This window comes from uncultured Zoogloea sp. (assembly GCF_937894855.1).
In the GTDB taxonomy this organism is placed as follows: Bacteria; Pseudomonadota; Gammaproteobacteria; order Burkholderiales; family Rhodocyclaceae; genus Zoogloea; species Zoogloea oryzae.
In genome coordinates this window covers 1-20,784 of record NZ_CALAYQ010000024.1, presented here as the reverse complement: position 1 = coordinate 20,784, position 20,784 = coordinate 1, and the positions used below count along the sequence as shown (strand labels likewise).

The following is a 20,784-nucleotide window of genomic DNA, read 5'->3' as shown; positions in this document are numbered from 1 at the left end:
CCCGACGCTTCATTTTCGACGGCAGGTAGAGGGCCGATGCTCAAGTGGTTGCTGGCAATCGTGGTGCTGGCGGTGGTGTCGGGGCTGAGCTCCGGCCTGCCGCTGCGGCGCTGGCGCATCGGGCATCTGCCCGGTGATCTGCATTTCGACGTCTTCGGACGTCACATCCACATCCCGTTCACCAGCACGCTGCTGATGTCACTGGCGGTCTGGCTGCTGGTCCGCTGGCTTTGACGGCTCGTCGTCGAGAGGCGCGCGCACCGCGAAGGTGACGCTGTCGAGGAGCTGCCCGTCGGTGGCCATCAGATCCAGCACATGACGGCCCGCCACCGGCCGCCAGCTGGCCCGCCCGCCATTGCCGTTCGTGCTGCCGTTTCCGTTGCCCACCCGCTCGCCGTTCAGACGCCACCAGGCGCCGGGCGGCAGGCGGCTGCCCTCGAAATGGATGCGAAAACCCGGATCGCCCGCCAGCGCCATCGCATCTACCAGCATGCCGTTGGCAGGCCAGGCGATCCGCGGCAGGCTGCGGGGCAGCGCCACCCGTTCCACTTCCGTGCCGCGGATGAACCACTCCCGGCGCGGGCTTTCCACCGGCGGCTCGAACACCACCAGCGTCGACACCACGCCCGGCGGCGGCGCCGGCCGGGCAGCCGGCTGGTTGCGGTGCAGGCCGCGCAGGATCTCGTGCCAGGCGGCACTGGCCAGCGCCGGCGTGCCACGGGTGCCCGCCGACCACAGGGCCACGGTGTAGCGGTCTGAAAAGCCCGCCACCAGCGTCTCGCGCCCGTCGGGCACGTACTGGCGGAGCACGAAGGGCTGGGGCATGCCTTCGACGTCGGCCTCGGTGAGGATGTCGCCGACGATGAACCCCGCCTCGGGCCGCAGCATGCGCCGGGCGACCCGCTCGCCGCCGGGCGTGCTGCGCGGCGCCAGCCATAGCCCGCCATTGCCCAGGCTGCGGTAGAGGCCGGCAATGGCCAGCAGGCCGAGTTCGGCCTGGCCACTGCGCCCCACATCCAGATCAGCCACCCGGAAGCGCTCGGGCAGTTGTTCGCCTACCATCCGCAGCACCGCCTGAGAGGGTTCGGAGAGGTTCTCGCCAAGGGCCCGGCGGGCGCTCACCCACAGGCGTTCGTCGGGGTTGGTGGGCGCGTGGTTGGAGAGGGAATCGTCCAGCAGGGTTGCGGCGGTGAGCTGACGGCGCTCGATCGCGATGCCGTAGACGAAGGGCAGGAGCAGGTTGCCGCTGCTGCGCAGGATCGCCGCGTGATCCGCCTGGGCCGCATCCGGCGCGCCCACGTAGGCGAGCACGTCGGCGGTGGCGTTGTCGATGACCACCGCGGCCGCGTCGGTCGGGCCGAGCCGGCGCAGGGCCGCCAGGGTCAGGCGCTGGGCGTCGGCGTCGAGGGTGGTGACGAGGCGCTCGCCGGGCTGCTGGAGAAGCTGGCGGGCGAGATGCGGCGCCAGCTCCCAGCGCGGGCCGATATGCTGGCGGTCGAGGGTGGTATCGGCGATGCGCTGGGCGGGGCCGCAGGCCGACGGGTTGCCGATGCGCTCGGCCAGCACACAGGCCCGGCGGGCAACCACATCCGCCTTGGCGTTGGGGCCCCGCAGCAGCACCGCCAGCACCAGCGCCTCGGGCCGGCCGAGCTCGCCCGGGGTTTTGCCGAACAGCGCGCGGGACGCCGCATGCACGCCCTGCAGGTCGCCCCGGAAGGGCGCCAGGTTGAGGTAGGCCTCGAGGATCTGCTCCTTGGTCCAGCGGTTCTCCAGGGCCTGGGCGGCGAGGGCCTGGTCCCACTTCTGGCCGATGGAGCGACGCGGCGCGCCGTCACGGCCGAGGGCCAGCTCGGGGTCGAGGAGGCCGGCGAGCTGCATCGACAGCGTGGAGGCGCCCCGTTTGCGGTCGTACCACAGGTTGTGCCACAGCGAGCCGGCAAAGGCCCGCCAGTCGACGCCCGAATGTTCGAAGAAGCGCTTGTCCTCGGCGGCCAGCAGGGCTTCCTTGAGGGCTGGCGACAGGTTGGCCAGGCCGACCCACTCCAGCCGCCGCACCCGCGGGTCGAGCCGCCGCTCGGACAGCGGGGTGCCGTCGCGGGCGAGCAGCACCCCCACCGACGGCGTGGCGCCGGCCTTCACTTCGGCAAAGGCCGGGATCGGCTGGTTGGCGTGAGCCGCAGTGGCCGCGCCGACGATCAGCAGGATCAGCGCAAATCGCCGGAATGGGGCCGGAAGCACGGAAAAAACCAGGTTCGAGGACATGTCTGGGCGGCATTGTATGCCCCCCGTCGCCAGGGTTGCCGCGGGATTACTGCCGGGCCTCCGGCGACAATCTGTCAACATTCGTTTCGTCATCCAGACCGAGCTTGCGCACCGCCGCCACCCGGGCCGCATGAACCGCGACCGGGATCTGCGACTTGTCGGCAAGGCTGCGGGCGATGGCGCCGGCATCCACCCCGCGCACCGCGGCCAGCACCGCCAGCAGGCGATCCCGCTGGGGGTAAGGCCGGCCGGCGAGCCCGGCGCGGCCCCGGTGGTCGCAGGCGCAGGCGTCGAGCAACGCTGCGAAGCGCTCCGGCCGGCGCAGGCCGTCACAGCGTTCGACGAGCTTCACCGCGGTGGCGGCGCGCAGCACCATGGCCTGATGGACGATGCCGTGCTCGCGGGCGGTCATCAGCGCCAGATCGCGGCAGTCGGCGGGGCACTTGAGGCGCTCGCAAACCACCCTGGCGAGCCGCTCGCTCACCGCCTCGTGACCGTAGTGGTGGGGCAGCAGATCGGGACGGGTGAGGCCCTTGCCCAGGTCGTGGAGCAGGCAGGCGAGCCGCACCGCCAGGGGCTGGCCGGTGGCGGCGGCTTCGTCGAGCACCAGGAGCAGGTGCGCACCGCAGTCCACCTCGGGGTGATACTGGGCCGGCTGGGGCACGCCGAACATCCGGTCCACCTCGGGCAGCAGCCGGGCCAGGGCGCCGCAGTCGCGCAGCACCTGGATCATCCGGGATGGCCGGGCTTCCATCAGGCCGCGGGCGATCTCCTGCCACACGCGCTCGGGCACCAGCGCGTCCACCTCGCCGGCAGCGACCATGCCACGCATCAGATCAAGGGTTTCGGGCGCCACGCGGAACTCCGCAAAGCGGGCCGCGAAGCGCGCCAGACGCAGGATGCGCACCGGATCTTCGGCAAAGGCCGGGCTCACGTGACGGAAGATGCCGTCGGCGAGATCGCGGCGGCCGTGGAAGGGGTCGACCAGCACGCCGTCGGCGCCGCGGGCGATGGCGTTGATGGTGAGGTCGCGGCGGGCAAGATCTTCTTCGAGCGTCACCGACGGGTCGGTGTGGAAGACGAAGCCGGCGTAGCCCGGCGCGGTCTTGCGCTCGGTGCGGGCCAGCGCGTATTCCTCGTGGGTGCGCGGATGGAGGAAGACCGGAAAATCCTTGCCGACCGGCTTGTAGCCTTCGGCGACGAGGGTTTCAGGGGTGGCGCCGACGACCACCCAGTCCCGGTCCTTGACCGGCAGACCGAGCAGTTCGTCGCGGATGGCGCCACCGACGCAGTAGATTTCCATGGATCAGACGGGGGGTTGCAGGATCGGAGCGGGCCTAGTCGCGCCGCAACTGCGCCGCATCGAGGCGGCCGCGCTTGTTGGCGGTGCCCAGGTAGCACGGCGCGATGGCTTCCAGCGAGGTGGGCCTCCGCCCCCAGGGCTGGGGGGCGCCGCTGGCAACGTTGTCGGCGCGCATCGAGCGCACGTTGTCGCGGCTCATCAGCGTGCCGGGCAGGCATTCGAGGACAGCCGCCTGGAGCATCGCCAGCCCTTCGGGCAGCGGGATCACCGGGCGCCGGCAGCCGGTGAGCAGCCCCACGTATTCGACCAGCTGGCGCAGGGTGTAGACCTGCGGGCCGGTGAGCTCGAAGGTCTGGCCGACGGCATCCTGGCGCTCGAGGCATTCGGCCACCACGTCGGCCACGTCGCCCACATAAACCGGCTGGAAGCGGGCGCTGGCGCCGCCCAGGGGCATCAGCGGAAAGCGCCGCACGAGGCCGGCGAAGAGATTGAGGAAGCTGTCGCCGGGCCCGAAGATCACCGATGGACGCAGGATGGTCCACGCCAAATCAGGGCTGCCGGCGCGGATCGCGGCTTCGCCGGCGGCCTTGGAGCGCTGGTATTCCGACGGCCCGGCGGGATCGGCGCCGAGGGCGCTCACATGCACGATGCGCCCGACGCCGGCCGCCCGGGCAGCGGCGACCAGCTTGGTCGGCAGCTCCACGTGGGCGCGGGCGAAGGCCGGGCCCCACGGTGTGCCGGGGCTTGAGTGGAGCACGCCGACGAGGCTGACCACGGCATCGACGCCGTTCATCAGGCGGGCCAGCGCGGCGGGATCGAAGACGTCGGCTTCGACCACTTCGGTGCCGGGCAGGACGCGCAGGTGGCTGGCATTGGCGAGCCGGCGGGTTGGCACGATCAGGCTGACGCCGTCACGGGTGAGGCGCTCTGCGATCGCGGTACCGACAAAACCACTGCCGCCAACGAGGAGGATCTTGCGGGGAAGGGGCATGTCCGGTCTCCGGGGTAAGAAAGGGTGGGGAATCAGCTTGTTGGAGTGCGCAGCGGGCAGCTAATTCCCTGCCCGCCCTTATTCGTTGCTGCCGGCGCCCGGCGTGGGCTCGTCGAGGCCGGCGCCGGGGGCCGCACTGCCCAGCCCGCGGGTGCTGCCGTCGCTCGCCGCGATGGTGCCGAGCCTGGCCTTGAGGGACGGCGCACGGCCTTCAAACAGGGCGGCATAAATGACGGCGTTGGCCATCACCTTCTTCACGTAGTCGCGGGTTTCGTTGAAGGGGATGCATTCGGCGTAGATCGCACCTTCGAGGGGCTTCACGTCCTTCCACCGCTTGGCGCGGCCGGGGCCGGCGTTGTAGGCCGCCGAGGCGAGCACCGGGTGGTTGTCGAGCCCTTCGAGGACCATCCGCATGTAGGTGGTGCCGAGCATCACGTTGGTGTCCGGGTCCTGCAGCCAGCCGACGTTGTAGCCGCTCATGCCGAGCTTGCCGGCGACCCACTTGCCGGTGGCGGGCATGATCTGCATCAGCCCCTGGGCGCCGACGCCGGAGCGGGCGGCGGTGACGAAGCGGCTCTCCTGGCGCATCAGGCCATACACCCAGCCCGGGTCGAGATCGCGGCTGCGCGCGTTGGGCTCGACGCGCTCCCGGTAGGGAGCGAGGTAGCGCAGGCTGTAGTCGTGCTCGTTGCGGGTCTTGTCGGCGGCGTTGATGGCCCGGTCGTAGATGCCGAGCTGCTGGGCGAGCTGGGCGGCGGAGAGCAGGAAGCGGTCGTCCCGGTTGCGCAGGGTCCAGTTCCATTCGCGCGTGCCTTCGGTGCGCAGATCCAGGCGGAACAGGGCGATGGCGCGCTGGATGCCCGGCGTCTGGCGGGTCTGCTCGAACTCGTCGCCGCTGGGCGCGCGGGCCTTCTTGGGCAGGGTGAAGGTGCGGCCAAGCTCCTCGTCGGCGAGGATGCTGTAGAAGTTGGGGTGGCCAGCGATGCGCTCGAACTCCTTGCGGGCGGCTTCGCGGTTGCCCTGGGCCTGGTGGGCGCGGCCGAGCCAGTAGGTCCAGTCGGGCTGGGCGCGCTGGTCGGCAGACATGGCCTCGACGGCGGTGCGGACGGCCTTCCAGTCGCCGGCGCGCAGGGCTGCACGCACGCGCCAGGCGGCCTGCTCTTCGGACATCGGGGTGTCGCCCGCGGCCTTGAACCAGGCGTTGGCGTCGGGCATCAGTTTGGCAGCGGCCTGCCAGGCGATCTGGCCGAGGGCGTAGCTGCGTTCGGCGGCGGAGAAGCGCTCGTTGAGGCCCACGTAGCGCGCGTAGGCGCCCTGGGGATCGTCACGGGCAAGGCGGGCGAGGGCGATCAGGGCGAGCTCACGGCCGGGGCGGCTGGCGGCAAAGTTGACCGGCAGGCGGTCGAGCCAGGTGGAGGGGTTGGCTCCGGCGCGCTCCAGGTCGATGGAAGCGGGCTGCTGGTCGAAGGGCAGCAAGCTGGCCGCGCCCTTGGCGCCGGTGGTGCGCTTGGCTTCCATCAGGCGACGCACACGGCCCCAGATCTCGTCGGGGCTGACGAGCGCCTCCCGGGCCAGGGCCTGGAGGATCGGCACGCAGCTTTCGGGCGTATCCACCAGCGAGAACCACATCGGGCGCACTTCCGGGAGCAGGGCGGGATCTCCGCTGCTGAGGCGCGCCTGGTGGTGGTAGCACTTGATGTCTTGGTCGGGCTGTTCGAGGTTGCCGAACTCGGCCAGCAGGGGGCCGAAATCGCCCCGCTTGCCGAGGTAGCGCAGCCAGTCGGCGCGCAACTTTTCGGCGGGCCAGCTGCCCGGGTAGCGCTGCAGGAAATCGCGGATGCGGGCCGAATCCACGTCGTTGGGACGGGCCAGCATGTTGGACAGGGCCCAGAACTCGGGATAGGGATCGAGCACGTGGCCGGTGGGCGGGGCGTAGAGGTTGAGCCGGCTGCGGTCGCCGCTGCGGGCTGCGTCCCGGGCCAGCAGGATGCGCTCGTCCCCCGGATCGCCGCCGGCCGGCATGGCCATCCACAAAACTGCCGCCAGGACGGCCCACGCGCTATTCTTCATCGCTCTACGTCTCGCCAAAATGCCGTCGGAGAATAGCACAGTGACCCCGCCCCTCCCCCCTTCCGGGGGCCTTTCCGAAGCCGAAATTTCCGCGCTGCGCAAAAACCTCCGGAATGCCCGGATCGCCGCCCGCGAAACCCTGCCCGAACCCGAGCGGGCCGCACGCACCGCGCACATCGAATCCCATCTGGACGCCCTGGTCGACCGCCTGCGTCCCCGGCGTCTGGCCTTCTGCTGGCCGTGGCGGGGCGAGGTGGATCTGGTGCCGTGGATGACCCGCTGGCTGGCCGCCGATCCGGCCCGTCAGGCGGCCCTGCCGGTGGTGCGCGCGGCGGGCCAGCCGATGATCTTCCTGCGCTGGCACCCCGAGGCGCCGATGGCCACAGACCACCACGGGATTCCAGTACCGGCAGGGGACGAGCGGATCGAACCGGACCTGATCCTGGTGCCGCTCAACGTGTTCGACGGGGCGGGGTTCCGGCTGGGCTATGGCGGCGGTTATTTCGACCGCACGCTGGCGGCCCTCGACCCGGCGCCGGCCACCGCCGGGGTGGCCTTCGAGCTGGCCCGGGCCGACACCTGCTGGCCGCAGCCCCACGACCAGTCGATGGACTGGCTGGTCACCGAGGCCGGCTGGTGGGATGTCCGGGCGAAATCTAGCGGGGATTGATCGGGCGCACGCCGTCGAGCGGGCTGGCGAGGATCGCCTGGCGGATCACGTCGATGGCGCCGCTGCGCGGGTAGGTGACCCGCCACGCCAGCGCGATGCGGCGGAAGGGTTCCGGCGCCTCGAAGGGACGCACGGTGAGGAGCGGGTTGCCGCCGGGGATCGGCGCCGCGGCGGTGCTGGGCAGCACGGTCACGCCGGCGCCGGTGGCCACCATGTGGCGGATGGTTTCCAGCGAGCTGCCTTCCAGCGTGCGCTGCAGGCCCTCACCGGGGCGGCACAGGGGGCAGACTTCCAGCACCTGATCGCGGAAGCAGTTGCCGGCGCCCAGCAGCAGCAGCTGCTCTTCGGCCAGCCGTTTGGCGGGGATCGAGCTGTCGTTCTCCCACGGGTGGCCGGTGGGCATCAGCACCCGGAAGGGTTCGTCGTACACCGCCTGGGTGACGATGCCGGGCTCTTCGAAGGGCAGCGCGATGACGATCACGTCGAGATCGCCACGCTTGAGGGATTCGGCCAGCCGGGCGGTGTAGTTTTCCTGGATCAGCAGCGGCATCGACGGCGCCGCCTGATGCACGCGCGGGATGAGGTGCGGCAGCAGGTAGGGCCCGATGGTGTAGATGACGCCGAGCTTGAGCGGGCCGGAGAGCGGATCGCGACCGGCGGTGGCGAGCTCCTTGATCTGGCCGGCTTCGAGGAGCACCTTTTCGGCCTGGGCAACGATGCGGGCGCCGATGTCGGTGATCTTCACGTCGGCGGCGCTGCGCTCGAAGAGCGTTACCGCCAGCTCGTCCTCGAGCTTCTTGATGGCCACCGAGAGCGTGGGCTGGCTTACGTTGCAGCGTTCGGCCGCGTGGCCGAAATGCCTTTCGCGGGCCAGCGCGACGAGGTAGCGAAGATCGGTCAGCGTCATGAAGCACTCCCGGCAATCACGATAGTGATTAACTATACATCGGAAGTCGGCCATGGGAAGCGGGTAATGGAAAATGGGTTGGAAGGGATTGCAATCACCCTGCTCCGCCCCCACCTTCGAGCATCCCGACGCCCAGCGTCGCCCCCGGTTTGTAAGCGTTTGTTTGTATCGGGAACAGCACACCACGGCCAACGTCCACCGTCCCGTGACAAAACAGGAGCCCTGCATGAAACCTGCCGTCGTCCGATCCGCCCTCGTCACCTCCGCCATCGCGCTGGCGCTCGCCGGCTGCCTGCAGGAGGGCGGCGCGATCTCCCCCTCCCACGCCGCCAACGGTGCCGCCCCGGCCACCGCGCCGGCCGTCCAGCCGGCCCAGGTGCCGGCGGGACGCCATGGCCTGCCGGATTTCTCGGCGCTGGTCGAGCAGGTCGGGCCGGCGGTGGTGAACATCAGCACCACCCAGCGCCTGACCCGCGGCAACGGTGGCGCCAGCGGCGAAGACCCCTTCGCCGGTGATCCGTTCTATGACTTCCTGCGCCGCTTCGGCGTACCGGTGCCGGGCATGCCGGGTGGTGGCGGTGGTGGCGGCCGGGTGCCGGAGCAGATCCAGCAGGGCGTCGGCTCGGGCTTCATCGTGAGTGCTGACGGCTTCGTGCTGACCAACGCCCACGTGGTCGATGGCGCCACCGAGGTCACCGTGCGCCTCACCGACAAGCGCGAGTTCAAGGCCAAGGTGGTGGGCGTGGACAAGCGCACCGACGTGGCGCTCCTCAAGATCGACGCCACCGGCCTGCCGGCGGTGCGCACCGGCGACGCCGAGCGCGCCAAGGTGGGCGAATGGGTGGTGGCGATGGGCTCGCCCTTCGGCTTCGAGAACACCGTGACGGCCGGCATCATCAGCGCCAAGGCGCGCCGCCTGCCCGACGAGAACTACGTGCCCTTCCTGCAGACCGACGTGGCGATCAACCCGGGCAACTCCGGCGGCCCGCTGTTCAACCTGGCGGGCGAGGTCATCGGCATCAACTCGCAGATCTACTCCCGCTCCGGCGGCTTCATGGGCATCTCCTTCGCGATCCCCATCGACGTGGCGATGAAGGTGAAGGATCAACTCCAGAAGTACGGCAAGGTGTCCCGCGGCCGGCTGGGCGTGGCGATCCAGGGGCTCGACGCCGACCTGGCCCAGAACTTCGGCCTCGACAAGCCAGGCGGCGCGCTGGTCTCCAGCGTGGAGCCGAGCTCGCCGGCCGAGAAGGCCGGCCTCCAGCCCGGCGACGTGGTGCTCGGGGTGAATGGCCAGAAGGTGGATAACTCGGCCGACCTGCCGCGCATCATCGGCGAGCAGAAGCCGGGCACCGTCGTCCGCCTGTCGGTATGGCGCGACCGCAAGGCCCGCGAGGTGAACGTCACCCTCGGCGAACAGGCCGGCGAGAAGGTTGCCGCGATGGGTTCACCGGACAAGAAGAACCCGTCGGCCAGCGGCAAGCTGGGCGTCACCGGCCGGGCCCTGACCGCGCAGGAAGCCGCGCGCCTCGGCGTGCCCGGCGGAGTGGTGGTCGAATCGGTGAACGGCCCGTCGGCCAAGGCCGGCCTGCAGCCCGGTGATGCCATCGTCGGGGTGAACAACCAGGCGATCACCAGCATCGACCACTTCCGCAAGCTCATCGAATCCGCCGGCAGCCGTTTTGCCCTGCTCGTCCAGCGGGGCAACAGCCGGATCTTCGTGCCGCTGCGGATGGACTGAGCGGCATCACGGGGCGGGCGGCGGGCGGACGGCACCGCCTCCGCCACGTGACAAGATTCAGCAGCCCGCCCCGGGAGGGCTGTTTATAATCCGGGCACCGTGGAATTTCCGGAATCGGGTCATCGTCCCGTCCGGATCAATAACAACAACACCCGATGTCCTTGCCGCCGTCACGTCGGATTCTGCTCGCCGCGATCGTGGCGGCCTTGCCTGCGCTGAGCGCCTTCGCCAGCCAGTCGGCCGACCGTGAAGGCGGGGAATCCCCGTTTTTCGAGGAACTGCCGACCGTCCTGTCGGCCTCGCGCCTCCCCCAGGCCCTCAACGAGGCCCCGGGGGCGGTGACCATCCTCGATCGGGATTTCATCCGCGCCACCGGCTACCGCGACGTCGCCCGCCTGCTGCGCCTGGTGCCCGGCATGCAGATCGGCCAGGAACGCGGCCACGCCCAGTGGGTCACCTACCACGGCCTGGGCAGCGACTACCCCACCGAAATCCAGGTATTGATCGACGGCCGCTCGGTGTATGCGCCCAGCGCCTTCGGCGGCGTCGACTGGTCGGCCCTGCCGCTCACGATCCAGGAGATCGAGCGCATCGAGGTCGTGCGGGGCACCAACTCCAACGCCTATGGCGCCAACGCCTTCCTGGGCGTGATCAACATCATCACCCGCCACAGCCATCAGGATCAGGGCGCCTCGGCCCAGACCAACCTGGGTTCCCACGGCATCGCCGACTTCCACGCCAGCTGGACGGGCAGCAGCGACGGCCACGGGCTGCGCCTGTCCGTCGCCCAGAACCGCGACCAGGGCTTCGGCAGCCTGCGGGACAGCCACGTCAGCCGCACCGTCAGCCTGCGCAGCGACTTCCGCCTGGACGCCCAGAACGAGCTCACCCTGCGCGCCGGCTACAACCAGATGAACCGCGACCAGGGCTATCCGGATTCAGTGTTCGGCAACAACGGCGAGCGCAGCACCGGCAGCGAGGGCAGCACGGTCCACCTCGCCTGGCGGCGCGTCGTCTCGGAAGACGAGGAATGGCTGCTCAGCTTCTACCGCAACCGCGAGCGCAGCATCGACCGCTGGCTGGCCGCCGCGCCCCCGAGCTATCCGGCGGTGCCCCTCGACCGCAACCGCTCCAGCGACCGCACCAACATCGAGCTGCAGCACCGCTTCGCCCTCGGCAGCAAGGCGCGCCTGGTGTGGGGTCTGGAAGGCCGCCGCGACGAGACCCGCGCGCCCTTCCTGTTCGCCGGCGGGCGGCCCGAGCCGATGGACCTGTACCGGGCCTTCTCGAACCTCGACTGGCGCCTGACGCCCGAGTGGCAGCTCAACCTGGGCGGGCTGCTCGAGAAGAACGGCGCCGTGGCGCCCCAGTTCATCCCCCGCGCCTTCGTGAACTGGCATGCCACCGCCAGCGACACCTTCCGCGCCGGCTATGCCCGCGCCTGGCAGCAGCGCAACCTGTTCGAGCTCTACGGCGACGTGCGCGCCTACGACCCCGCCACGCCCGGCCTGCTCCTCGCCTGGCCCTACCAGGCCAACCCCAACCTGAAGGTGCCGCGGGTCGACACCGTCGAGATCGGCTACCTGGGGCGCTTTCACACCCTCGATGCGACCCTCGACGTGCGCATCTTCAACGAGCGGATCAGCGATTTCGTGATCCGCCGCATCGTGCCCTCCGGCGGCGCAGTGCTGCCGCTGCCCAGCTCCCAGTTCGTGAATCTCTCCTCACCGGTGGTGCTGCGGGGTGTCGAATACCAGCTGCGGACCAAGCCCCGGGCCGGCACCGAGGTGCTGTTCAGCCACACGCTGATCGACCGTCACACCGACGACCCGGAAGTCGCCAAGCGCACCGCGCCCTATACCGCCAGCCTCACCTGGCTGCAGGATTACGGCAACGGCTGGAGCAGCACCGCCAGCCTGCTGCGGATGGGGCCGCTGGCCGGCGGCTACGGCTACGTGCCGGGCTGCGACTACACCTCGCGGGCCTACACCACCGGCGACCTGCGCATCGCCCGGGCCTTCCGCCTCGACGGCCGCAGGGCCGAGGTGTCCATCAACGGCATGAACCTGGGCGGCCGCCACCAGGAAATCACCGACCGCTCCGAGCAATGTCTGCCAGCCCACCTGGGCTCACCGGTCAATCCGGTGGCACCGATGGGCTGGCTGTCCTTCTCGGTCGAACTCTGACCCCGGCGACCCTCAGCCAGCGCCCACCGTCTTGCGGATGAACACCGCGCGCTGGATGTCGGTCACCCACACCAGCCCGTCGCCCGTCTGGCCAGTGCTGGCCACCTGGACGATGCACTCCACCAGTTCGTCGGCGATCTCGTCGGGGGCGACGATCTCGATGCGCACCTTGTCGGTGAAATCGGTGAGCTCCTCGCGGATGTTGCTCGGCGCGTGACGCACGGTGGCGCCACAGCCCACCGCCTTGCTGATGGTCATCCCCGGAAAACCGGGAAGCCCCCGCAGCACCTCGCGCAGGCGGGGCAGCTTCTGGGGGCGGATGACGGCGCGAATCTCCTTCATTGCATGTCCTTCTCAAAACGTCGCCGGGCAGCCCGGTCTTCTCCAGACAGAACCGTGCGGTTCTGCATTCATTCCCCCGGCCATCCGGCCGGGGGCTGCGTCACACAGGGGTTTTCAATTGCCCGGGGGGATCAGGCCTCGTAGGGGGTGTCGTCGAACCACTTGTAGAGGGTCGGCAGCACCACCAGGGTCAGCAGGGTCGAGGTGATCAGCCCGCCGATCACCACGATCGCCAGCGGCCGCTGCACCTCCGAGCCCGGCCCGGTGGCGAACAGGAAGGGCACCAGCGCCAGCAGCGCCACGGTGGCGGTCATCATCACCGGCCGGAAGCGCAGGGTCGCGCCCTTGATCACCGCCTCGGCAAGTGGCGTGCCCTCGCCCCGCAGGCTGCGGATGTAGCTCACCAGCACCACCCCGTTGAGCACCGCGATGCCCCACAGGGCGATGAAGCCCACCGAGGCCGGCACCGACAGGTATTCGCCGGTGATCAGCAGCCCGATCACCCCGCCCACACTGGCAAACGGCAGCACCAGGATGATCAGGCTGGCAAGCCGGAGCGACCGGAACAGCAGGAACAGCAGGAAGAAGATTGCCCCCACCGTCACCGGGATGATGATGGTCAGGTGGCCCATCGCCCGCTCCAGGTTCTGGAACTGGCCGCCCCATTCGAGGTAGTAGCCTTCCTTCAGCTCCACCTGGGCGCCGACGGTCTTCTGCAACTCGGCCACGAAGCCGCCCAGGTCGCGGTCCTTCACGTTGATCGCCACCACCACCCGGCGCTTGGCCAGCTCGCGGGAGATCTGCGCCGGGCCGTCGGCCACGCGGATGGTCGCCAGGTTTTCCAGCGCCACCTGCACGCCGCCCGGAGCGCTCACCAGGATGTTGCCGATCTTCTCGACCTTGTCGCGGAAGTTCTCCGGCAGGCGCACCACCGCCGCAAAGCGCCGCTCGCCCTCGTAGATCTCGGTGGCCTGCTTGCCGCCGATGGCCGCCTCGATCACGTCGTTCACGTCCGACACGTTGAGCCCGTGGCGGGCGATGGCGGCGCGGTCGATCTCGATGGACAGGTACTGCTGGCCGCTCACCCGCTCGACGCGGATGTCGGTGGCGCCCTGGATGCCGCCGGCCACCCGGGCGATCTCCTCGGCCTTCTTCTTGAGCAGGTCGAGGTCGTCGCCGAAGACCTTGATCGCCACGTCGGAGCGCACCCCGGTGACCATCTCGTCCACCCGGTCGGAGATCGGCTGGGCCATCACCACCTGGGCGCCGGGCAGCACCTTGAGCTTCTCGCGCATGGCCTCGGCGATGGTGTCCTGGGTCCACCCGGCCGGCCACTCGTCGCGGGGCTTGAGGCTCACGATGGGGGTCGACTCGTTCTGGCCCTGGGGATCGGCGGGGGATTCGCCCCGGCCAACGCCGGAGATCGCCGACTTGACGCCCGGCACCTCCATCACCAGCTTCATGGCCTGCATTTCCATCTTGATGGACTCGTCCAGCGAGATGTTGGGCACCCGGTTGATGCCCGGCACCACCGAGCCTTCCTTCATCTCGGGGATGAAGGCGGTGCCCAGCAGCGGGAACATCGCCAGCGTCGCAACCAGCAGCACCACACCGCCCACCACCGTCTTGCGGCTGTTGGCCACAGCCCAGTGGAGCATCGCCAGATACGGCGCCTTGAGCTTGGCGATGAGCCAGGTGTCGTGCTCGGCACCGCCCTTGAGCAGGTAGGACGACAGCACCGGCGTGAGGGTGAGCGACAGGAACAGCGACACCGCCAGCGCGATGGCGATGGTGTAGGCCAGCGGCGCGAACATCTTGCCTTCCATGCCCTGCAGGGTCATCAGCGGCAGGAACACCAGAATGATGATGCCCACGCCGAAGATCACCGGCGTCGCCACTTCCTTCACCGCGTCGAAGATGATCCGCACCTTGCTCTCGCCCTTGCCGGCGTGGCCGAGGCGCCCGAAGGCGTTCTCCACCACCACCACCGAGCCATCCACCATCAGGCCGATGGCGATGGCGAGGCCGCCCAGGGACATCAGGTTGGCCGAGATGTGGTATCGGTTCATCACCATGAAAGTAACGAGCGGCGTGAGCACCAGCGTCGCCACCACGATCAGGCTCGAGCGCACGTCACCCAGGAACAGGAACAGCACCACCACGACGAGGAAGATGCCCTCGATGAGCACCTTGCTCACCGTCCACAGGGCCGCGTCCACCAGCTCGGAGCGGTCGTAGTAAGGCACGATCTTCAGCCCGTCGGGGAGCATGTTCTTGTCGTTGATCTCGGCCACCCGGGCCTTGATCCGGCTCACCACCTCCTTGGCGTTGCCGCCGCGCAGCATCATCACGATGCCGCCGACCGCCTCGGTGGTACCGTTCTTCACCACCGCCCCCTGACGCACCTCGTGGCCGAAGGTGACTTCCGCCACGTCACGGACGTACACCGGCGTGCCGCCGACCTCCTTCAGCACGATGGCGCCGATGTCGGACAGGCTCTTCACCAGGCCCACGCCGCGGATCAGGTACTGCTCGGCGTACTGGGGCAACACGCCGCCGCCGGAGTTGGCGTTGTTGCGCGCAACCGCCTCATAGACCTCGCGCACCGTCAGCTTGTAGTGGCGCAGCCGGTCGGGATTGACCAGCACCTGGTACTGCCGCGCGTAGCCGCCCTGGGAGTTGATTTCCGCCACGCCGGGGATCGAGCGCAGCAGCGGGCGCACCACCCAGTCCTGAACGATGCGCCGCTCGGTGAGCTCCTTCTCGGTGAGCTCCCGGTCGCCGTCGTCGGGGTGGTCGAGGGTGTACTGGTACACCTCGCCCAGGCCGGTGGACACCGGCCCGAGCACCGGCACCACGCCTTCCGGCATCCGAGCGCCCACTTCGAGCAGGCGCTCCATCACCAGCTGGCGGGCAAAGTAAACGTCGGTGGCGTCGGTGAAGACGAGGGTGATCAGCGACAGGCCCGGCTTGTTCAGGGAGCGCATCTCCTCCAGCCCGGGCAGGCCGGTCATGGAGATTTCCAGCGGCACGGTGACGAAGCGCTCCACCTCCTCGGGCGAGCGGCCCTTGGCTTCGGTGGCGATCTGCACCTGCACGTTGGTCACATCGGGAAAGGCATCCACCGACAGCTTGCGCGCGGCGTTGAGGCCGAAGGCGAGGAGGATCACCGCCACCACCACCACCACCAGACGCTGCTGGAGGGCGGCGCGGACGAGGGACTCGATCATTCCAGTTCCTTCCGCTTGCGTTCGTTGTTCAGATGGAAGGCCCCGGCCACCAGGATGCGCTGATCGGGCTTGAGGCCCGACAACACCGGCCGGCGCCCGTCAGCGTCCGGCCCCAGACGCACCGGCGTGAGGCGGAAACGGTTGGGGCCGACCTCGACGAATACGTTGTCGGCGTCACCTTCGCGCACCACCGACTGGGCCGGCACCACCAGGGTCTGGGCAGGGGCGGCCTGGATCAGCATGGTGGCGAGCATCGCCGGCTTGAGCTGGCGGCTGGCGTTATCCACGGCGCTGCGCACCGTGACCGTGCGGGTTTCGGGATTGACCGTGTCGGCCACGAAGATCAGCTTGCCGGTGAGCCGCGCGCCGAGGGCCGGCACCTCGATCTCCACCGCCTGACCGGCCTTGACCAGCGCGGCCTGCTGCTCGGGCACCTCGGCGGTCACCCACACCTGCGAAAGATCGGCCACCATGAACAGCGCGTCGGAGGGCTGCACCACCTGGCCCTGGGCCACCTTGCGCTCGACCACCGTGCCGGCCATGGTCGACACCACCGGCGTCACCGAATTGATCGCCCCGTTACCGCCAAGCCGGCTGATCGCCGCCGACGACATGCCGAGCACCCGCAGCTGGTCGGCCGCGCCGCGCAGTTCGGCCGAGGCAATCGACAGCTCGCTCTCGCGTCGCTGCAGTTCGGCCCGACCGATCACGTCGGCGGCAAACAGCTGGCGCGCCCGCTCGACGCTGCGCGACTGCAGGTCGGCCTGGGCGCGCGCCTTCAGGTAGTCCAGCTGGGCCTGGCCCAGCTCGGTGCTGTTGATCACCGCCAGGGGGTCGCCCACCTTCACCTGTTGGCCAAGCTGTGCATCGATCTCGATCACCCGGCCGGTCACGGTGGCGCCGATGCGGCTCACCCGGCGTTCGTCAAAATCCACCTTGCCGGCCACCCGCAGGGTGTCGGAAAGCGCCGCCGAGCCCACCGGCGCCACCCGGATCTCGGCGCCGAAGTTGGCCGGCACGGCCACCAGCAGCGGGTCGGCCGGGGCAGCGGGGTCTTCGGGCGCGCCTTCGGTGAGGGCGGATGTGGCGGGGGCAGCGGCCTTGCCGGCGTTCTTGCCGGCGGGCGAGGCTGCATCCTTGCAGCCCGCCAGCGGCAGGCCGAGCAGCGCGGCCGTCATCACGGCCAGGGCAAAGGATTGAAGGGAAGCGTGGGGTTTCATGGGAACGGTCCGGTTCAGGGAGCAGCGCGCAGGCGCTCGATGTCGATGACGGCCAGCTGCAGTTCGTAGCGGGCGGCGATGAGTTCGTTGCGGGCGGCGCGGAAGACGCGCTGGGCGTCCAGGTAATCGAGAATGCCCCGCTCGCCGAAGCGGTAGGCAGCCTCGGCCACCTTCAGGGCCGCCTCGGCTTCGCGCAGAATGCCGTTCTCCAGGGCGCTCACCTGGTTGCGGTTGATCTCGTACTGACGGTAGGCGCCCTCCAGAGCCTGGATCAGCGCCAGTTCCTGGGCGGCCAGCTCGCTGCGGCTGCGGTTGAGCAGCGCGCCGGCCTCGGCCACCGGGCCCTGGCGACGATCCCAGATCGGCACCGACACCACCACGCCGAGGCGGGTGTCGCGCAGCTCGTGGTCGCGATCCTCGGCCACCTTCAGGGCCACCTCGGGCTGGCGGCGCAGGCGTTCGAGCTCCAGCTGGCGCTCGGCGCGACGCACTTCGGCCTGGTTGCGCAGCAGCTCGGGGTTGCGGGCCAGCACTTCGGCGCGCAGCTGGTCGAGGGGCGACACGCTCACCGCCCCCGACAGGGAACCGTCGAGCTGGAAGTCCGCCGGCAACCCGGGGCCGACCAGCGCCCGCAGTGCCGCCCGGGCCTGGGCCACGCGCAGGTTGGCACTCTCGGCCGACTTCTGGGCGTTGAGCAGCTCGGTGTCAGCCTTGATGAGCTCGTAGCGGGGCGATTCGCCGGTATCGACGCGCACCGCCACCTTGCTGCGGATCTGCTCGGCGAGCTGGAGATCCTCGCGGGCGGCGCGCAGCTCGGCGATGCGCCGGAGCACCTCGAAGAAGCGCTGATCGAGGCGCGCCAGCAGGTCGTTCTCAAACCCGCGGCGCTCGGCCTGGCGGGCTTCCAGCCCGTGGCCGGCGGCGGCGACGCGCGCGTCGCGCTGCCACGGGTTGTCGATGCGCTGCTGGATGGTGAGGGTCTGGGCGCTGCCGCCGGTCGCCCCGGGCACGCGGGCCTGGGTGCGGCCGGCGAGGAATTCCACGTCGGGGTTGGGATAGGCCGCGGCGGCGGTCACCTGGGCGCTGCCGGCTTCCACCAGCGCCTGGGCTGCGGCGAGGGACGGGTGGCCGGTCCGCGCCAGCTCACGCAGGGCAGGCAGGGAATAGACCGGGGTCGAGGCGGCTGGCGCCGGCGCCCGGGCAGGCGCAGCCGCAGGGGCCCGGCCGGCAGGCGCCGACAGGGCCGGAACTGCCGTCGCCACAAGGGCAACAGCCAGAACGGACTTGGAGAACATTTTGATCCTTCAGCGCTTGGCAAGCCGCTGGTATCGATTCACGGAGGACGCGGAAGGCCACGGCCAGAGGCCGCCGGCTCCTTCCGGAGCAGACAGACAGAACTCAGGCGTGCCTGGGCGGCGGCGGCGTGGGGCGGGGAAGAATCGAGCGGAAAGGTGGCGGAGCCTCCACCGGGCGGCTTTCGACCAGCGCCGGGGAGACCAGCGTGAAACCGCTGACGAAGGCGGGGCAGTCGAGCGGTTCATCCACCCCGGGATCCTGGGTGAAGGTGGGATTGCCCTGCTCGCTGATCTGCTCCACCAGCTCGGACGCCGAATCGAAGGCTTCCGAAGCCGTAGCCGCACCCGCCCATGCCAGCACGAGGCCAGCCAGGGCAAAGGAAAGCAGGCGAAAGAGGACCAGATGAACAGTGTGCATCGCAACATTCAAGACCGGACAGTCTACCGGGAGTTCCCGCCGAAACCGAAAATTCCGCGGCAAACGTGACGAACGGCGCGTCTATAATCGCACCTTTTCCGCTTTTGCCCCTCGCCATGCTGCAACGCATCATCCTGCTCCTGCTGGTCCTTCCGACCCTCGCCTTCGCCCAGTTGACGCCGCCCCCCGTGGCCGCCAAGGCGTGGCTGCTGCTCGACGTGGGCTCCGGCCAGATCCTCACCACCGAGAAGCCCGACCAGCGCATCGAGCCGGCGTCGCTCACCAAGCTGATGACCGCCTACCTCACCTTTGCGGCGATCAAGAACAAGACCCTGACCCTCGACCAGACCATCCCGGTCTCCGAGAAGGCCTGGAAGGTGCCGGGCTCCAAGATGTTCATCGAGCCGCTCAAGCCGGTGACGGTGGATGAGCTGATCCACGGCATGATCATCCAGTCGGGCAACGACGCCTGCGTGGCGCTGGCCGAAGCCATCGCCGGCTCCGAAGAAGCCTTCGCCCAGCTGATGAACAAGGAAGCCGCGCGCCTGGGCATGAAGAACACCCACTTCGAAAATTCCACCGGCCTGCCGCATCCGTCGCACCTCACCACCGTGCGCGACCTGTCGATCCTGGCCGCCGCGATCATCCGCGACTTCCCCGAGTTCTACCCGATCTACTCGATCAAGGAATACGCCTACAACAAGATCAAGCAGCCCAACCGCAACCGCCTGCTGTTCATTGATCCGACCGTCGACGGCGTCAAGACCGGCCACACCGACAGCGCCGGCTACTGCCTGATCGCCTCGGCCAAGCGCAACGACCGCCGTCTGCTGTCGGTGGTCGTCGGCACCACCAGCGACAGCGTGCGCGCCCAGGAAAGCCAGAAGCTCCTCAACTGGGGCTACCTAGCCTACGACACCGTGAAGGTGTACGGCGCCAACCAGGCGGTCAATGAGTTCCGCGTCTGGAAGGGCAGCGAGAACACCGTCAAGGCCGGCTTCCTGAACGACTTCGTGCTGTCCCTGCCCAAGGGCGATGCTGCCAAGCTCAAGGCCAACGTGATCAGCCAGCAGCCGCTGATGGCGCCGCTGGCCAAGGGCCAGCCCGTCGGCACCCTGCAGCTGTCCCTCGACGGCAAGCCGATCGGCGACTACCCCATCGTCGCCCTCGACGAAGTGCCCCAGGCCGGCTGGTTCGGCCGCATGTGGGACGCCATCCGCCTGTGGTTCAAGAACCTCTGAGCCAGCGCTGAACAAGGCCGGGATTCATCCCGGCCTTGAACTTTCCGCTCCTCGCACCCATCTTGAGATCATCCGGTGTCCGCGGATGCCGCTTCAACGCCCCTCACGCCTCCCTTTCACGCCTCCTTATCTAGGCCATGACTGAAGAACGCCAGACCCTGCTCGAGTTTCCCTGCGAGTTCCCCATCAAGATCATGGGCGCGCGGGTCGATCACTTCGCCCAGACGGTGCTGGAGGTCGTGCTCCGCCACGCCCCCGATTTCGAGCCCGGCTCGATGCAGATGCGCCCCTCCTCCAAGGGCAACTACCTGGCGATCACCTGCACCCTCAACGCCACCTCGCAGCTGCAGCTCGACAACCTGTACCGCGAGCTGTCGTCCCACCCGATGGTGAAGGTCGTCCTGTGATCGTCCGCCGCCTCGGCCTCGCCCCCTACGAGCCCACCTGGCGGGCGATGCAGGAATTCACCGCCACCCGCGACGACGCCACCCCCGACGAGCTGTGGCTGGTGCAGCACCCGCCGGTCTACACCCTCGGCCAGGCCGGCAAGCCCGAACACCTGATCCACGCCACCGAGATCCCGCTGGTCAAGATCGACCGGGGTGGCCAGATCACCTACCACGGCCCCGGCCAGGTGGTGGGCTACCTGCTCCTCGACCTCCACCGCCGCCAGCTCAAGGTGCGCGAGATGGTCAATCTGCTCGAACAGGCCATCATCGACTGCATCGCCGACTACGGCCTCGACGCCCGCCGCAAGGACGGCGCGCCGGGCGTATACATCGACGGCGCGAAGATCGCCGCGCTGGGCCTGCGCGTGAAGAACGGCTGCTCCTACCACGGTCTGTCCCTCAACGTCGATATGGACTTGACACCATTTACCTGGATCAATCCCTGCGGCTATAGTGGGC

General features: G+C 69.4%; 17 protein-coding genes. 7 read left to right on the top strand and 10 right to left on the bottom strand.

All coding sequences use genetic code 11. From position 1 onward, the window contains the following. Positions 1–36: 36 nt before the first annotated feature. On the top strand, positions 37–234 hold the full coding sequence (locus Q0672_RS02320) for a DUF2905 domain-containing protein (RefSeq protein WP_298619297.1): 198 nt from the start codon (positions 37–39) through the stop codon (positions 232–234). Here Q0672_RS02320 and Q0672_RS02315 read toward each other — a convergent pair. From Q0672_RS02315 to Q0672_RS02300, 4 genes are all read right to left on the bottom strand, one after another. Beyond that, positions 199–2,238: a transglycosylase domain-containing protein gene (locus Q0672_RS02315; RefSeq protein ID WP_298619295.1), complete on the bottom strand. Its 2,040-nt coding sequence runs from the start codon at positions 2,236–2,238 to the stop codon at positions 199–201. The two genes, Q0672_RS02320 and Q0672_RS02315, sit on opposite strands and share 36 nt — an antisense overlap. A gap of 70 nt (positions 2,239–2,308) precedes the next feature. Then, a complete protein-coding gene (locus Q0672_RS02310; protein WP_298619293.1) occupies positions 2,309–3,565 on the bottom strand; it encodes a multifunctional CCA addition/repair protein in 1,257 nt (418 codons plus the stop codon). A 34-nt stretch (positions 3,566–3,599) separates the two neighbouring features. Then, positions 3,600–4,556: a complex I NDUFA9 subunit family protein gene (locus Q0672_RS02305; protein WP_298619291.1), complete on the bottom strand. Its 957-nt coding sequence runs from the start codon at positions 4,554–4,556 to the stop codon at positions 3,600–3,602. Positions 4,557–4,634: 78 nt separating this feature from the next. Next, positions 4,635–6,584 carry a lytic transglycosylase domain-containing protein gene (locus tag Q0672_RS02300; RefSeq protein ID WP_298619288.1) on the bottom strand — a complete coding sequence of 650 codons (1,950 nt, stop codon included), beginning with the start codon at positions 6,582–6,584 and terminating at the stop codon, positions 4,635–4,637. 82 nt (positions 6,585–6,666) lie between these two features. On the opposite strand from Q0672_RS02300, the gene Q0672_RS02295 reads away from it, so the two are divergent. Further along, entirely contained in the window at positions 6,667–7,296 is a 630-nt protein-coding gene (locus Q0672_RS02295) for a 5-formyltetrahydrofolate cyclo-ligase (RefSeq protein ID WP_298619286.1), read from the top strand. On the opposite strand, the gene Q0672_RS02290 is transcribed toward Q0672_RS02295, so the two are convergent. Next, positions 7,283–8,203 carry a hydrogen peroxide-inducible genes activator gene (locus Q0672_RS02290; RefSeq protein ID WP_298619284.1) on the bottom strand — a complete coding sequence of 307 codons (921 nt, stop codon included), beginning with the start codon at positions 8,201–8,203 and terminating at the stop codon, positions 7,283–7,285. The genes Q0672_RS02295 and Q0672_RS02290 overlap by 14 nt on opposite strands. A gap of 226 nt (positions 8,204–8,429) precedes the next feature. Here Q0672_RS02290 and Q0672_RS02285 point away from each other — a divergent pair, with 226 nt between their 5' ends. Next, positions 8,430–9,944: a DegQ family serine endoprotease gene (locus Q0672_RS02285; RefSeq protein ID WP_298619282.1), complete on the top strand. Its 1,515-nt coding sequence runs from the start codon at positions 8,430–8,432 to the stop codon at positions 9,942–9,944. Positions 9,945–10,099: 155 nt separating this feature from the next. Continuing rightward, a complete protein-coding gene (locus Q0672_RS02280) occupies positions 10,100–12,130 on the top strand; it encodes a TonB-dependent siderophore receptor (protein ID WP_298619280.1) in 2,031 nt (676 codons plus the stop codon). 12 nt (positions 12,131–12,142) lie between these two features. On the opposite strand, the gene Q0672_RS02275 is transcribed toward Q0672_RS02280, so the two are convergent. The 5 genes from Q0672_RS02275 to Q0672_RS02255 form a co-directional block, all read right to left on the bottom strand. After that, a complete protein-coding gene (locus Q0672_RS02275; RefSeq protein WP_153162821.1) occupies positions 12,143–12,472 on the bottom strand; it encodes a P-II family nitrogen regulator in 330 nt (109 codons plus the stop codon). 131 nt (positions 12,473–12,603) lie between these two features. Beyond that, positions 12,604–15,702 carry a CusA/CzcA family heavy metal efflux RND transporter gene (locus Q0672_RS02270; RefSeq protein ID WP_298619278.1) on the bottom strand — a complete coding sequence of 1,033 codons (3,099 nt, stop codon included), beginning with the start codon at positions 15,700–15,702 and terminating at the stop codon, positions 12,604–12,606. Continuing rightward, the gene (locus Q0672_RS02265; protein WP_228111959.1) at positions 15,699–16,922 is read right to left on the bottom strand and encodes an efflux RND transporter periplasmic adaptor subunit; all 1,224 of its coding nucleotides are present in this window, start codon (positions 16,920–16,922) and stop codon (positions 15,699–15,701) included. The genes Q0672_RS02270 and Q0672_RS02265 overlap by 4 nt, the downstream gene beginning before the upstream one ends. 14 nt (positions 16,923–16,936) lie before the next feature. Next, positions 16,937–18,217, bottom strand: coding sequence for a TolC family protein (locus Q0672_RS02260; protein WP_298619275.1), 1,281 nt, complete (start codon positions 18,215–18,217; stop codon positions 16,937–16,939). Positions 18,218–18,320: 103 nt separating this feature from the next. Continuing rightward, positions 18,321–18,635, bottom strand: a complete 315-nt coding sequence (locus Q0672_RS02255) for a hypothetical protein (RefSeq protein WP_298619273.1) — start codon at positions 18,633–18,635, stop codon at positions 18,321–18,323. Between the two features lie 116 nt (positions 18,636–18,751). Here Q0672_RS02255 and Q0672_RS02250 point away from each other — a divergent pair, with 116 nt between their 5' ends. The 3 genes from Q0672_RS02250 to lipB form a co-directional block, all read left to right on the top strand. Beyond that, positions 18,752–19,876, top strand: coding sequence for a D-alanyl-D-alanine carboxypeptidase family protein (locus tag Q0672_RS02250; protein ID WP_298619271.1), 1,125 nt, complete (start codon positions 18,752–18,754; stop codon positions 19,874–19,876). A gap of 137 nt (positions 19,877–20,013) precedes the next feature. Further along, positions 20,014–20,283, top strand: a complete 270-nt coding sequence (locus Q0672_RS02245) for a DUF493 family protein (protein WP_153162826.1) — start codon at positions 20,014–20,016, stop codon at positions 20,281–20,283. Continuing rightward, positions 20,280–20,784 (top strand): lipoyl(octanoyl) transferase LipB (lipB, locus tag Q0672_RS02240; protein ID WP_298619269.1); only part of this gene is annotated, 505 nt, incomplete at its 3' end. The genes Q0672_RS02245 and lipB, both read left to right, overlap by 4 nt.

Coding starts and splice junctions, on each gene's coding strand:
- Q0672_RS02320 (WP_298619297.1), top strand. CDS start 37: ATGCTCAAGTGGTTGCTGGCAATCGTGGTGCTGGCGGTGGTGTCGGGG.
- Q0672_RS02310 (WP_298619293.1), bottom strand. CDS start 3,565: ATGGAAATCTACTGCGTCGGTGGCGCCATCCGCGACGAACTGCTCGGT.
- Q0672_RS02305 (WP_298619291.1), bottom strand. CDS start 4,556: ATGCCCCTTCCCCGCAAGATCCTCCTCGTTGGCGGCAGTGGTTTTGTC.
- Q0672_RS02300 (WP_298619288.1), bottom strand. CDS start 6,584: ATGGCCATGCCGGCCGGCGGCGATCCGGGGGACGAGCGCATCCTGCTG.
- Q0672_RS02290 (WP_298619284.1), bottom strand. CDS start 8,203: ATGACGCTGACCGATCTTCGCTACCTCGTCGCGCTGGCCCGCGAAAGG.
- Q0672_RS02285 (WP_298619282.1), top strand. CDS start 8,430: ATGAAACCTGCCGTCGTCCGATCCGCCCTCGTCACCTCCGCCATCGCG.
- Q0672_RS02280 (WP_298619280.1), top strand. CDS start 10,100: ATGTCCTTGCCGCCGTCACGTCGGATTCTGCTCGCCGCGATCGTGGCG.
- Q0672_RS02275 (WP_153162821.1), bottom strand. CDS start 12,472: ATGAAGGAGATTCGCGCCGTCATCCGCCCCCAGAAGCTGCCCCGCCTG.
- Q0672_RS02270 (WP_298619278.1), bottom strand. CDS start 15,702: ATGATCGAGTCCCTCGTCCGCGCCGCCCTCCAGCAGCGTCTGGTGGTG.
- Q0672_RS02265 (WP_228111959.1), bottom strand. CDS start 16,922: ATGAAACCCCACGCTTCCCTTCAATCCTTTGCCCTGGCCGTGATGACG.
- Q0672_RS02260 (WP_298619275.1), bottom strand. CDS start 18,217: ATGTTCTCCAAGTCCGTTCTGGCTGTTGCCCTTGTGGCGACGGCAGTT.
- Q0672_RS02255 (WP_298619273.1), bottom strand. CDS start 18,635: ATGCACACTGTTCATCTGGTCCTCTTTCGCCTGCTTTCCTTTGCCCTG.
- Q0672_RS02250 (WP_298619271.1), top strand. CDS start 18,752: ATGCTGCAACGCATCATCCTGCTCCTGCTGGTCCTTCCGACCCTCGCC.
- Q0672_RS02245 (WP_153162826.1), top strand. CDS start 20,014: ATGACTGAAGAACGCCAGACCCTGCTCGAGTTTCCCTGCGAGTTCCCC.